Source organism: Maribacter arcticus, assembly GCF_900167935.1.
GTDB classification, from domain to species: Bacteria; Bacteroidota; Bacteroidia; order Flavobacteriales; family Flavobacteriaceae; genus Maribacter; species Maribacter arcticus.
The window spans coordinates 504,055-517,601 of record NZ_FUYL01000001.1 but is presented as its reverse complement, the minus strand read 5'-3'; the positions used below and the strand labels follow the sequence as shown (position 1 = coordinate 517,601).

9 protein-coding genes are annotated in these 13,547 nt (G+C 35.1%); 3 read left to right on the top strand and 6 right to left on the bottom strand.

Annotated features, from left to right (window positions below; all coding sequences use genetic code 11):
- Positions 1–134 precede the first annotated feature (134 nt).
- The 3 genes from B5X55_RS02400 (at position 135) to B5X55_RS02390 (ending at position 4,570) form a co-directional block, all read left to right on the top strand.
- Entirely contained in the window at positions 135–1,529 is a 1,395-nt protein-coding gene (locus B5X55_RS02400) for a Gfo/Idh/MocA family oxidoreductase (RefSeq protein WP_200811577.1), read from the top strand.
- A 116-nt stretch (positions 1,530–1,645) separates the two neighbouring features.
- Positions 1,646–2,866, top strand: coding sequence for a sensor histidine kinase (locus B5X55_RS02395; RefSeq protein WP_079510972.1), 1,221 nt, complete (start codon positions 1,646–1,648; stop codon positions 2,864–2,866).
- A 114-nt stretch (positions 2,867–2,980) separates the two neighbouring features.
- A complete protein-coding gene (locus tag B5X55_RS02390; protein ID WP_079510970.1) occupies positions 2,981–4,570 on the top strand; it encodes an amidohydrolase family protein in 1,590 nt (529 codons plus the stop codon).
- A gap of 167 nt (positions 4,571–4,737) precedes the next feature.
- Here B5X55_RS02390 and B5X55_RS02385 read toward each other — a convergent pair whose 3' ends face one another.
- The 6 genes from B5X55_RS02385 to B5X55_RS02360 form a co-directional block, all read right to left on the bottom strand.
- Positions 4,738–4,995 (bottom strand): hypothetical protein, encoded by a 258-nt coding sequence (locus B5X55_RS02385; protein ID WP_079510969.1) that lies wholly within the window; start codon positions 4,993–4,995, stop codon positions 4,738–4,740.
- Between the two features lie 311 nt (positions 4,996–5,306).
- Entirely contained in the window at positions 5,307–6,659 is a 1,353-nt protein-coding gene (locus B5X55_RS02380; RefSeq protein WP_079510968.1) for a DEAD/DEAH box helicase, read from the bottom strand.
- Positions 6,660–6,902: 243 nt separating this feature from the next.
- Positions 6,903–8,519: a M28 family metallopeptidase gene (locus B5X55_RS02375; RefSeq protein WP_079510967.1), complete on the bottom strand. Its 1,617-nt coding sequence runs from the start codon at positions 8,517–8,519 to the stop codon at positions 6,903–6,905.
- A 118-nt stretch (positions 8,520–8,637) separates the two neighbouring features.
- Complete coding sequence (locus B5X55_RS02370) at positions 8,638–10,098, bottom strand: amidohydrolase family protein (protein WP_079510966.1); 1,461 nt, start codon at positions 10,096–10,098, stop codon at positions 8,638–8,640.
- A gap of 184 nt (positions 10,099–10,282) precedes the next feature.
- On the bottom strand, positions 10,283–12,784 hold the full coding sequence (locus B5X55_RS02365; protein WP_079510965.1) for an ABC transporter permease: 2,502 nt from the start codon (positions 12,782–12,784) through the stop codon (positions 10,283–10,285).
- 47 nt (positions 12,785–12,831) lie between these two features.
- Positions 12,832–13,521: an ABC transporter ATP-binding protein gene (locus B5X55_RS02360; protein ID WP_079510964.1), complete on the bottom strand. Its 690-nt coding sequence runs from the start codon at positions 13,519–13,521 to the stop codon at positions 12,832–12,834.
- Between the last annotated feature and the right edge of the window lie 26 nt (positions 13,522–13,547).

Genomic DNA, 13,547 nt, shown 5'->3' with positions numbered 1-13,547 from the left:
CATCCCAATCTTGGGATGCCTTTTTTAATACCTCATATTTTCACTTTTCATCGTCAACTTGTTAAATCAATTAACTAAAATTATTCGGCATTGAAAATTAGCTATATTTAGATAACCGCTTTAAAATCAAACCAATGAATACCACCAGAAGAAAATTCATCAATTCTATAGGAATGCTTGCAGCTAGCACTGCGTTTCCTATTTCAACATTTGCTTTTAGTAAAACTTCAAAACTAAAAGTTGCGTTGATTGGAACTGGTATACGAGGAACAACCTTTTGGGGAAAACGTTTGGTAGATGAATATGGCGAAATATTAGAATTTGTGGGGCTATCAGATATTAATTCGAGTCGTTTGAAATATGCCAAAAATTATATTGGAGCTGATTGCCCCCTTTTTGCGGACTTTGAAGAGATGGTAAACATGACGAAACCAGATTTAATTATTGTCACTACAAAAGATTCGACCCACCATCAATATATAATTAAAGGATTGGAAATGGGTTGTGACGTATTAACGGAAAAACCGTTGACTACAGATGAAACTAAATGTCAAGCAATTATTGACGCTGAAAAGAAATCAAATAAAAAATTAATTGTAGGATTCAATTATCGATGGAGCCCTTACGCAACCAAAATAAAAGAATTATTAGCAAATAAAACGATTGGGGATTTGGTATCGGTCGATTTCCATTGGTATTTGAATACATATCATGGAGCTTCTTATTTTAGAAGATGGCATGGTGAGATAGAGAGTAGTGGATCCCTTTGGGTTCATAAATCTACCCATCATTTTGACCTATTAAACTGGTGGATAAATTCTGAACCCAATCAAGTCTTTGCCTACGGTGATTTGGAATATTATGGCAAGAACGGACCACAACGAGGTACTAACTGCCGTAGTTGTGACCATAAAACTACTTGTGAATTTTATTGGGATATTACAAAAGATGAATCATCTAAAAAATTATATGCAGATCACGAACATGAAGATGGCTATATAAGAGATAATTGTTTGTTCAGAGAAAATATTGACATCTATGATAAAATGTCGGCACAAGTAAAATATGCCGACAACACAGTTCTAAACTATAGCTTAACTACCTATTCACCATTCGAAGGGTGGCGTGTTGCTTTTAATGGCACAAAAGGTAGAATTGAAGCTTCACAAGACATTCCTTACCATTCAATAACTTCTGTTGATGAGGCAGAAAAACACGTTTTGGAAATGGCTCAAAATAATAAGGAAGAATTGAACCACGAGTCAATTATTGTTCATAAGCTTTGGGAAAAACATGAGGTGATAAATGTACCCATGGAAAAAAGTGGCCATGGAGGTGGTGATAAAAGACTTCATGATAAAATATTCGTCAATCCTGAAACTACTGACCCCTATGGTAGAACTGCCGGTATAAGAGATGGGGCTATGTCAATTTTAATAGGTATTGGTGCAAGAAGAAGTATTGAATCTGGAAAAGCGATTAATATTGGAGATTTAACTGACCTTATACCAAAGAAAGTTCGAAGCTGACACTAACTTTACATAATTATGGTATACTATAACAAAAAATACTAGCATAATGTTAAAAACATAATTAGATTTACATTACTTAATAAGTATGTTTTTTTAGTACGTAAACAATATCTATGCCCGGATTTACCATTGACCAAGAGCGTCTTCAGGATAAAACCAAACTTTTTTTAAGGGTAAATTATACCACCAGCATTATATCCATTCTATTTGGATTATTATGCTATTTTCTATTGGGTATAACTAAAGTTGTACCATTCGCGCTTTTAGGTTTTGGAGTTTTAAACTTAATTAACTTACAATATTTTAAAAGTCATAAAAAGATTTTACCCACGTTCAATTTTTCATCTATACTAGGTCTTATATCTTCATTTATTGTAACGTTGTACAGCGGTGGTATTCATAGTCCTTTTATCTTTATGATTCCGTTAGTGGCCTTTGGAGGGTTCATCAATAGCAGCAGATATGGTAAAATCTACTTAAACGTAATCATAGTTCTCATCATTCTACTATTTACACAAACCATACCTGAGTTAAAAATCACAGAAAATTTTGTTCCTGAAAGTTCGAGTGCTGTTTTTAGCCTAGTTTCAGTATTATTTTCAGTTTTTGTTTTAGGAAACACCTTCGGTAAAAGTTTATTAAAGACTTACAACGCCCTTTATACTTCAAAAAAAGTCATGGCTAATGAAGTTCATGAAAAAGAAAATTTACTGAAGGAAGTTCACCATAGAGTTAAAAACAACTTACAGACCGTATCAAGCTTACTAAGTCTTCAATCTCGAAATACTGAAAGTAAACCAATGAAAGGTCTACTTAAAGGAACACAAAATAGGGTAATTGCAATGGCTATGGTTCATGAAATGCTCTATATGCGAAAAGATATTAGCCACATAGAGTACAAATCATATGTTCAAGAGTTAAGTGAATATTTAATTCGTTCTATAAAAGGAATTGACAATAATATTAATTTAATAATTGATATTCCAGATATAAAATTAGGTATAGACACAGCTATACCACTAGGCTTATTAATCAATGAATCATTGACCAATGCCTTAAAATATGGTATCGAAGGGGATGAAGAAGGGGATATCAATATTAAATTACAAAAAGATTCAGAAAAAGAGAATTGTTATATTCTTGAAATAGGAGATAATGGAATTGGTTTTCCAGAAACAATAAATTACAAAAACACCAAATCATTAGGTTTAAAACTTATTCATAATCTTACCCGTCAATTACGGGGTACTATTGAACGCGATGCTTCTAAAAGAGGCACTAATTACATTATCAAATTCCAAGAAATAAAGCAACAATTATCTCCAGTTGTATAAGTTAAAGGCTTCCATAATAACTAGTTCACAATTCAATTAATAAAGTTGACACTTGCTTTGTGTCATTACTATCACTTTAACTATATTTAAAGAACTAAATTAAACTACCACCTTATGTTCAAACAAATACTATTAGCTACGGTATTCAGTTTCGTAGGCCTACTAACCATCCACGCCCAATCACTTGAAGGAGATGGGCCGCACTCTCAATTAATAATTAGAGGCGTTATGTTAATTAATGGAAATGGAGCACCACCACAAGGCCCCATTGACATTGTTGTAGAAAACAATATTATTAAAGACATTAAAGTTGTAGGGTATCCTGGTGTCGCCATAGATGACTCTAAGCGACCACAACTAAAAACAGGTGGCAAAGAGCTAGATTGTACAGGTATGTACTTAATGCCAGGTTTTATAGATATGCACACACATATTGGAGGTGATGCTCAAGGTGCTGACCCAGATTATGTTTTTAAACTTTGGATGGCACATGGTGTAACCACCGTAAGAGAAGTTGCTGGAAGAGGCATTGATGTGACACTAGATTTAAAACGAAAAAGTGAGAGAAATGAAATTATCGCCCCACGTATAATCTCATATACCGCATTTGGGCAAACAAGCAAGTCTTTTAATCCATTGAACGATATTCCTATTTCTACTCCGGATCAAGCTCGTGAATGGGTGCGTGCGAATGCAAAAAAAGGAGCTGACGGAATTAAATTTTTTGGTGCAGAACCAGCTATTATGGCGGCAGCACTAGATGAAAATAAAAAATTAGGACTTGGCTCAGCGTGTCACCATGCACAAATGAGCGTTGCTAGATGGAATGTACTTCATTCCGCAAGGGCGGGATTAACTTCAATGGAGCATTGGTATGGATTACCGGAGGCTTTATTTGATGATCGCACAGTACAAGATTTTCCTCTTGATTATAACTATCAAAATGAACAACATCGCTTTGAAAATGCCGGTAAATTATGGGCTCAAGCTGCTGAACCATACTCTGAACATTGGAATAATGTAATGAATGAACTATTGGCTTTAGATTTCACAATGGATCCTACATTTAACATATATGAAGCTAGTAGAGATTTACAGCGTGCTAGACGCGCCGAATGGCATGAAGAGTACACATTGCCTTCCCTTTGGGAATTCTATCAACCTAGCAAAGTATCACATGGTTCTTATTGGCATGATTGGGGTACAGAGCAGGAAGTTCAATGGAAAAAGAATTATAATCTTTGGATGACCTTTATTAATGAATATAAAAATAGAGGTGGTCGCGTAACAACTGGTTCCGATTCCGGATTTATATTCCAATTATATGGTTTTGCATATATACGTGAACTAGAATTAATGCGTGAAGCAGGATTTCACCCTTTAGAAATAATTCAATCTGCAACCTTAAATGGCGCAGAAGCGTTAGGATTGGATGACAAATTAGGTTCCGTTACAATCGGAAAATTAGCTGACTTCGTCATTGTTGAAGAAAACCCTCTTCAAAATTTCAAAGTGCTATACGGCACGGGAGCTGTAAAGCTTACCGATGATAATGAGGTGGTTCGTATTGGTGGTGTAAAATATACTATTAAAGATGGAATCATTTACGATTCTAAAGCGCTATTAGCAGACGTAAAGCGTCAAGTTGATGAAGCCAAGGCTAAGGATAATTATACTATAAAGCAGCCTGGCATTAAAAACTAAAACTTTCTTTTGTTCACTGGCACTTTAATTGCACGTAGTTGCTTTTTATTTTTTGAAGTAAAAGAAACAACTAGAAGAACTATTAAAGCAGGTATTAAAAGTGTAAGTATTATCATAATTGAATTTTTAAAAGGTGCTTCATTGCACCTTTTTTAATAGCGCAAAGATTATGCCAACTTACCATAACTCTTTTGGGTAATGAATGCTAATTCTTTATTGACTCTAGAATTCTTATATCTATACAAACGAGTTATTTCAGTTTCAGTACTGATTGTAAACGTTTTCTTATGGTCAGTATTATTAAGGCTATCAACCATAACAATACCCATTTCAATAATGTAAACTTTATCATTTGATTGAGGGTTTTGTGCCATCGTTAATGTTCCAGCGAAAATTATAATTAATAAGGTGAATATTGCTTTCATATTTTTGTATTGAACAATATAAAGATACCCGCAGTCCAGCAATCAAGGCTCTTGACCTCGCTGAACTACTATAATTTTCGGCTAGCGTAAATTTTTAGGATGAATCGAAGAAAAGTGTCGACGAATGGATTTTGAACCAAAAACATCATACCGATATGTTATGTAGTTCGTCGATGTTTTTAAAATAGTACAATTAGTAAAGCCTTAATAAAACAATCAAATATGGAGTGTAATAAATGCTATTTGTTTAAAAAAGAATGTAATTATTCTATTGTACAAGCAACGTAATCTGAATATTAAAGAAACTATTCTTATTTGTTTCTACCTCTTTTTCCGTAATTCTTATCGCCTCGAGTCTTTGGCTTAGAATATTTCTTTTTAATAATCCATTTATAAGAACCTCCTTGATTTTCTTTTTTGTTCTTATCAGATTTATCATGAAAACTAGCACCACGTTCATCTTCATTTATATTCAAAGGATTTTCACGCTCCTTATGTTTAGGCTGTTCGTCGAAAGTTAGTTTAGTTGCCACTTCAACATCACTTGGTAAGTCTAATAAATTTACTTTCTGCAACATCAAATCTTCGATAGCATCTTTTGCTTCCTCTTCATTTGGGGTAAATAACAAAATAGAAGTTCCCTCTTTCTCTGCTCTACCCGTTCGACCGATTCGGTGCATGTAATTTTCTGGATAAATCGGTGTATCGAAATTGATAACATGAGAAATTTCTTGAAGATCCAATCCACGTGCCATAACATCTGTAGTAACCAAAATACGGTTCTTGCCTTCATCAAATTGATTAATAGAACGCAATCTATAGTTTTGGGTCTTATTTGAATGTATGATACAGATTTCTTCACTGAAAAATTCAGCTAATTCCTTGAACAATAAATCTGCACTTCTCTTGCTTGACACAAAAACCAGTACTTTATGAAACTCTTCTTCTTTCTGAAGAAGATTAACAAGCAAATTTACTTTTGTATAAAAGTTAGGCGTAGCATACCCGAATTGAGTAATGTTCTCTAATGGAGTTCCACTTACCGCAATTGAAATTTTCTGTACTCCTGTAAAGAAATCGGTTATAAATAACTCAATATCATCGGTCATAGTGGCAGAGAACATAATATTCTGTCTTCTGACCGGCAACAATTCGAAAATATTAACCAGTTGAAATCTAAATCCTAGGTCTAACATTACATCGACCTCATCAATCACAAGTTTCCTAACTGATTTTAATTGAACAGCTTTGGTCAAAATTAAATCATATAATCGTGCAGGAGTTGCCACCAAAATATCAGTACCCAAAGCCAAGGCATTTTTTTGCCGTAGCATACTCTTACCTCCAAATACACCTAATACACGTACACCCGAATATTTAGCCAGTTTTTCAGTTTCTTCTACAACCTGGACCACTAACTCACGAGTAGGTACAAGAATAATCACCTTCGGATGAATTTCTTTTGAAAATGATAGGGTATTTAAAATAGGTAATAAATATGCAAAAGTTTTTCCTGTACCGGTTTGGGCGATTCCTACCACATCACTACCACTCATAACAACAGGAAATGCTTGCTCTTGAATAGGAGTAGTATTTTCAAAACCTAAATCATCTAAGGCTTTTTCTAAGTTTCTAGAAATCTTTAAATCGGTAAACAAGGGCATAAGAATGACTTTTGTATTAAAAATGCAAAGCTATGTGGATTAGTTGACAAATCACGACAGTTGAGACAATTATCGGTATTTACCTAGTATTTTATGATGTAAGAGCTTCGAATTAGTAAAGAACTAACATTGACTTCATATTACAACATAGTAAAAACTGATTCTCAATTAGCTTACTTTTTAAAAGGCATTCATAATTAGAATTGAATTATATCAATTTATTACCTGCTCGTACTTCTTCCATTACTCTCTAGCTGCTTTGAATTCACTGCCGTCATACCATTTCGGAAAATAGTCTTCATTCGCTAATTTCAATCCGATATTATAAAATAATTGTAAGTCTAATTGTACCCCACTTAATTCGGTTGTTTCGGCATTGTACTCATCAGAAACTTGATGGTAATTATTGATATTATAATAGGTACTCAGTTCTTTTACTTCTTCAATACTTTTATCGAAACCTTCATAGGTACCACTTGCGTATAAAGCGGGAATTCCAATTTTAGCAAAATTAAAATGGTCTGATCTAAAGAAGTATCCTTTTTCAGCTTCTGGATCCGGTATAATGTACCTGTCTTGTTTAAGTGCCTCCGCTTTGGCATATTCATCCATTTCTGAATGTCCGTAACCCGTAATGGTCAAGTCTTTCATTTTCCCCGGACTAGCCAACGCATCCATATTAATATTTACCACTGATTTTTTGGGGTCAAAAATTGGGTGTTCAGCATAGTAAGCGGAACCTAATAACCCTTGCTCCTCTCCGGTAAGCGCTATAAAAACAATGGAGCGTTTTGTTGCTTCTCCTTTTTTTAATGCCTCTGCAATAGCTAATAACCCCGCAGTACCAGAAGCGTTGTCAATTGCACCATTATAGATTGAATCTCCATCAATGGGCTTACCAACCCCTAAATGGTCCCAATGTGCAGAATAAATAATGACTTCATCTTTCTTTTCTGTGCCAGGTATCATCGCTACCACATTTTTAGAAACGTCTTTTTTTATTTCGTTTTTAACCGAAACCGAAACATTTAATCCTAAAGGTGTCGGTTTAAAATCTTTAGTTCTTGAAAGCGATTTATAATCTTGACCCTTCATAGCTGATGCATCAAACATTTTCTGAGCACTTTCACCACTAATCCAAGACTCTACTTCTAACTTGGGTAACTCGCTCGCAATGGTTAATCGGGCACCTGTCCAACTAGACTCTATTACATTCCAACCATAAGAGGCTGGTTCTGTGTCATGTACTATTATAACTCCTGCAGCACCTTGCCTCGCTGCTTCCTCGTATTTATACGTCCATCGTCCATAATAGGTCATTTCATTCCCTTTAAACAATGTTGAATCACCAGATTTAAATCCTGGGTCATTAATTAGAACCACAGCTGTTTTGCCTTTCCAATCAACACCTTCATAATCGTTCCAACCATATTCAGGAGCTACAATACCATACCCAGCAAATACCAGTTCTGAGTTATCAAGACTAACATCTATAACTGCTTTATTTGTTGTAGCTACAAAATCTTTTAAGTAGTCTAAATTTATTTTTTTATTTTTTCCTGAAATGACCATGTGTTCTGAAGGTGCCCCTGTAATTTCTACCATAGGTACATCTTGAAAATAACTATTGCCATTACCAGGCGACAACCCTAATTTTTCAAATTCATTTTTTAAATAGTTCACCGTTAGCTTTTCGCCTTCAGTAAATGGTTTTCTACCAAGAAATTCGTCAGACGCAAGTCGTTCTATATGCTTACTAATTGTTTCCTGATTTACTTTAACTACTGTTGTCGCATTCTCTTTTTTATTAGCACAGCTAACGAATAAGATGATTCCTAAAATTTGTAGAAAATTCTTCATAACTAAGATTTTGAATACGTGTTCGTTAAGGTAGATAGATTACTAGTAAATAGCATATTAATCAATATATAATTTGATTTAATCTCAAACTATGATTATAAAACAAGATAGTATGTATTTAATTGCGCTTCAAATCGAGTTGTATCTTTCTATCTTTTGCATTTTGTAGCAACACATCTAATTCGGGTCTATCGAAATATTCGCCATCATTTATAACTGCGTAAATATCTTGCGTGGCTTTAATATCTTCTAAAGGATTACTATTTAAAATAACTAAATCGGCCTGCTTATTTGCTTCAACAGTCGCCATAGTATTTATAGTACCCATTAATTTTGCTCCGTTAATTGTAGCACTTTGTAAAATTTGTAACGGAGTGAGGCCTGCTTCTTGAAACAACACCAACTCTTCGTGAAGTGATAGCGCCGGATATACATACGTATTCAATGCAGCTGCATCACTGCCTGCAAGAATGTTTATTCCCGCTTCTTGAAAATAGGGTAATTGTTTTGCTATTAATTGATAGCGGTCTTTTCTAGCCTGTATATCGGCAGGGGAATCATTTGCCATTCTATCAATTCTCCATTGATACTTTGCAGTAAATCGATTTGTCAAATACTTTAAATAATCGTCATTCTCATGATTGTTTTCATCTAAATAAGCAAGTTGCTTACCCCCTATTAATGTTGGAGTAATCGCTACATTGCTTTTACCTAATTTTTCATAAGCCAAATTTGCAACTTCTTGATTAAAACCTGAAGCATATAATTCATTTGCATACTCTTTGGTAATTTCACTACTTTTCAATTTCGCTACAATTGTATGTTCATCGCTTCCTAAACGCAAGGCATAACTAGCATGTTCAATACTGGTAAAACCTTCATCAACCAATTCTTGAACCGTAAGATCTATGGGTATATGACCCGAAACCATAAAACCTCTCTTCTTAGCTTCTTGAACACTCTTTAAAAATAACGGACCTGGTAACGTATTCTCAGTGATTTTCACCAAATCAACTTTGTAGTCCTCAAGTTTATCAAGCATAGCGGACAATTCTTCTTCATTGGCAATTTCTAAATCTCCTTTCCAGATAGAATTTATACCTTCTAATTTTCTACCTGCTGTAAAAATCTGAGGACCTAATATCTTATCTTGTTCAATCTCATCTCTCCAAGCAAGCACTTGCTCTCCTAAATCACTCGCCATATCGCGAACTGTAGTAACCCCATATGCTACAAACACGGGAAACAATGCCAAATTATCCTCCACTAAATCTTCACCTTCAATATGAACATGCATATCCCACAAACCCGGAATAATGAATTTATTGGTAACATCAAATTGATGATCGGTATCGACTACAGATTTTAGGACTTCATAATCTATGATAGCTTTTATTATTCCGCTGTCAATAAGAATCGCCTTGTTCTTTAAAATTTCACCATTAGTGACATTGATAATAGTACCGTTATAGACGACTATGGCGTCACTGGATAATTCAAAGGCAGAATTTTTTTCAGAAGTGCAGGATGAAGCTAGTAACCCGATTATTAAAATGGAGAATAAGAATTTTCTTTTCATAGAAGAGATTTCATTTTTGATTAATTGGTCAGTATTTTGTATTTTATCCTAATCTAGTTTTCACCAAACACTTTCTTTCCTCCAATATACATTTCTAAAACGTGTATATCTTTAATCTCCTTAGGTTCCTTGAGTTAGTAAATCGTCACTAAGAATAACAAAATTAGACAAAACAATTACCCTTTTATTTTCCTTCTTTTCTTAATACTTCCAATGGCGGACTATTTAAAACCCCTCTACTATTTAATAATCCTATAGAAAGTACTAAAAGAGTAATTCCTGGTAAGACCACTAAAAATGGTACCCATGATGGTATAAATGGTGTGTCAAAAATAAAATAGGCAAGTAAAAAGCTACTAACTAGCGAAAGAAGCACACCTACTCCGCTACCTAAGACACCTAAAAACAGGTATTCCAAAGCATTTATTTTTAGAATCTGTTTACTTTGTGCCCCTAGGGTTCTCAACAATACACTTTCCCGTATACGTTGGTATTTGCTATTACGAACAGAACCTATCAATACAATAATACCAGTTAAAATACTAAAAAAAGCCATAAATGTAATCACCCATGATATCTTGTCCAAAATATTTTCAATTAGTGTAACCACCTGTCGTAAATCAATAATGGATACATTAGGAAACTTTTTCACCAGTTCACGTTGCAAATTGGCTGAGGTTTTTTTGTCAGGTGCGTTTGTAGTCAATACATGAAACTGTGGTGCATTCTCTAATACTCCTTTTGGAAATACGATAGAAAAATTGAGCTGCATACGCGCCCAATCTACTTGCCTAACATTACCGACTACGGTGGTCATCAATTTACCTTGAACATTAAATAGAATTGTATCCCCTATAGTTACAAGAGCATCGTTAGCTACATTATCTGCCAAAGAAATCGGTATAACCTCAGCATTAGGGGCTACACTAGGTATCCACTCCCCTTCTAATAACTTCTCAGACCCAATCATGGTGTCTCTATAGGTAGTTCTAAACTCGTGGCTTAAAATCCATTTATTCACCCGTGTGGTACTATCTAATCGAATTTCGTTAACACTACGATCTTTTATGCGTTCCATTCGCATAGTTACGATTGGTATATTATCAATTACAGTTAATCCATTTGGTGTAATCGTATTGGCTACTGCTTCTCGCTGTTCGGTCTGTACGTCAAAAAGTATCAAATTCGGACTTTCAGTACTTGATTCGAAAGAAGTTTTAGCGAGTAAAAAATCTTTTGTAAAGTATAAGGTACTTATAAGAAAAGTTCCGATTCCTATTGCCAATATCAACACTACGGTTTGGTTATTAGGCCGATATAAATTCAATAAACTTTGTCGTGCTGCAAAGCTCCACGATTTCGGGAAATATCGTTTTATCAATCGCATAAATAAAATAGAAACTCCGGCTAAAATGGAGAATGTTACTAAGATACCTGCCACAAAACTTGCTGCAAATCCCCATCGGCCCAACAGCCAATATGCAAAAAGGAACACGAAAAGAACTATGGCCAACATTACCCACATTTGATAAGGACGCGATTTTTTGCTGGTATCTTCCTGTACGCGCAAAACTTGTAAAGGTGAAACGAACCAGGTATTAATTAATGGAGAAAGTGCAAACAAAACTGACATGCACACCCCTAATAATAGACCCACAAAAATCGATTGATACGAAGTAGATATTTCTACTTGAAATGGAAGAAATTCTTGTAGGATTAGCGGGAAAGTTTGCTGTAAAATTAGGCCTATAACAGTGCCAATAAAGCCGCCCAACAATCCCATACCCGCAATTTGAAGCAAATAGATTAAAAAGGTTTGCTTACGGGTAGCTCCTAAGCATTTGAGAACAGCTACCGATTTTAATTTCTCTTTAATATAAATATGAACTGAGCTAGCGATACCTACACAACCTAAAAGAAGTGCTATAAATGCTACAAGATTTAAAAATCGACCAACATTTTCATACCGTCGCCCTAGCCGCTGACTGGTATCTGTATGAGTATCTAAATCAGCATTTTCAGCATCTAACAAAGGATCCACCTTTTTGTTAAGTGCCTTTAAATCTATATATGGATTTTTGAAATAATAGTTATATCCTAAACGACTTCCTCTTTGTAAGAGTCCGCTTTCTTCCATAAATCGAAACGGAACAATAATCGGTGGCGCTGCCGTGGCACCGATACCTGTACTACCAGGAGCGGTAATCAATGAGCCAACAATAGGAAAGGTAGTAGTACCTAATTTTACGCTATCACCTGGTTTAAGATTGTATTGTAACATGGCAGTGGCATCGACCAAAGCTCCACCCTTTTCTTGGTATTCTTGAGCGGCACTTAATGGTTCTGTTTCCAATTCGCCATAAAAAGGGAAGTTACCTTCTATACCACGTACTTGTACTAGTTTAGTTGCTCCATTCTTGGTGAAAGCTGCCATAGAAGCAAAATTAACTTCCCGTGCATTCGCACCTCCCAAAGAATCCATCAACTGTGTCACCCGCTCATTGGCTGGCTGATTACTATCGATAAGAAAATCGGCTCCCATAAGGGCTTTTGACTGTAGACCAATGTTATCTTTAAGGTTATCACTAAAAGACTGAATAGAAACTACTGCAGCGATACCCAAAATAATGGAAGCCATAAACAAGAGTAAGCGCTTACCACTTGCCTTGCCATCGCGCCAAGCCATTTTCAATAACCAATTAAAGTCTGCTTTTGAAGTTCGTGTTGGTTTGCTCAAGATATTGCAGAGGTTTCATCGATTACTATTTTACCACCTTTAAGTCGTAATACATGTTGGTTCAGTTTAGCCAGTTCTAAATCATGGGTCACAATAACCAGAGTAGTTCCCATTTCCGTATTTAAATCGAACAGTAATTTTATCACCTTTTCTCCTGTTTCTTCATCTAAATTACCCGTTGGTTCATCAGCAAAAAGAATTGAAGGTTTGTTAGAAAATGCCCTAGCTAATGCAACCCGTTGCTGTTCCCCACCAGAAAGCTGTGACGGATAATGATTATGTCGATCACCAAGACCTACTTTGGTTAGCAGTTCCATAGCATCTTTTGTTGCATTTGGTGCACCTTGTAATTCTAAAGGAACACTTACATTCTCTAATGCGGTTAAGGTCGGTAATAATTGAAAATCTTGAAAAATAAATCCGACTTTTTCATTTCTTAAAAGAGCACGCTGGTCTTCATTTAATGTACTTAAATCTTCACCACAAAGATCTATACCACCTTCATCAATTTCATCTAGGCCAGCACATAGTCCTAACAAGGTAGTTTTTCCACTACCGGAAGGACCTACGATTGCAAAAGTTGCCCCTTCTTCAATTGAAAAAGAAATATCATCTAATACTGTCAAATTTTTAGATCCACTCGTGTACGTTTTCCTTAGATTACGTACGTTTAATATCTTTGTCATAAATCATTTTACTTCAAGCTAACAAA

Excerpts from the sequence above, each read along its gene's own strand:
- B5X55_RS02400 (WP_200811577.1), top strand. The coding sequence starts at position 135 with ATGAATACCACCAGAAGAAAATTCATCAATTCTATAGGAATGCTTGCA.
- B5X55_RS02395 (WP_079510972.1), top strand. The coding sequence starts at position 1,646 with ATGCCCGGATTTACCATTGACCAAGAGCGTCTTCAGGATAAAACCAAA.
- B5X55_RS02390 (WP_079510970.1), top strand. The coding sequence starts at position 2,981 with ATGTTCAAACAAATACTATTAGCTACGGTATTCAGTTTCGTAGGCCTA.
- B5X55_RS02385 (WP_079510969.1), bottom strand. The coding sequence starts at position 4,995 with ATGAAAGCAATATTCACCTTATTAATTATAATTTTCGCTGGAACATTA.
- B5X55_RS02380 (WP_079510968.1), bottom strand. The coding sequence starts at position 6,659 with ATGCCCTTGTTTACCGATTTAAAGATTTCTAGAAACTTAGAAAAAGCC.
- B5X55_RS02375 (WP_079510967.1), bottom strand. The coding sequence starts at position 8,519 with ATGAAGAATTTTCTACAAATTTTAGGAATCATCTTATTCGTTAGCTGT.
- B5X55_RS02370 (WP_079510966.1), bottom strand. The coding sequence starts at position 10,098 with ATGAAAAGAAAATTCTTATTCTCCATTTTAATAATCGGGTTACTAGCT.
- B5X55_RS02365 (WP_079510965.1), bottom strand. The coding sequence starts at position 12,784 with ATGGCTTGGCGCGATGGCAAGGCAAGTGGTAAGCGCTTACTCTTGTTT.
- B5X55_RS02360 (WP_079510964.1), bottom strand. The coding sequence starts at position 13,521 with ATGACAAAGATATTAAACGTACGTAATCTAAGGAAAACGTACACGAGT.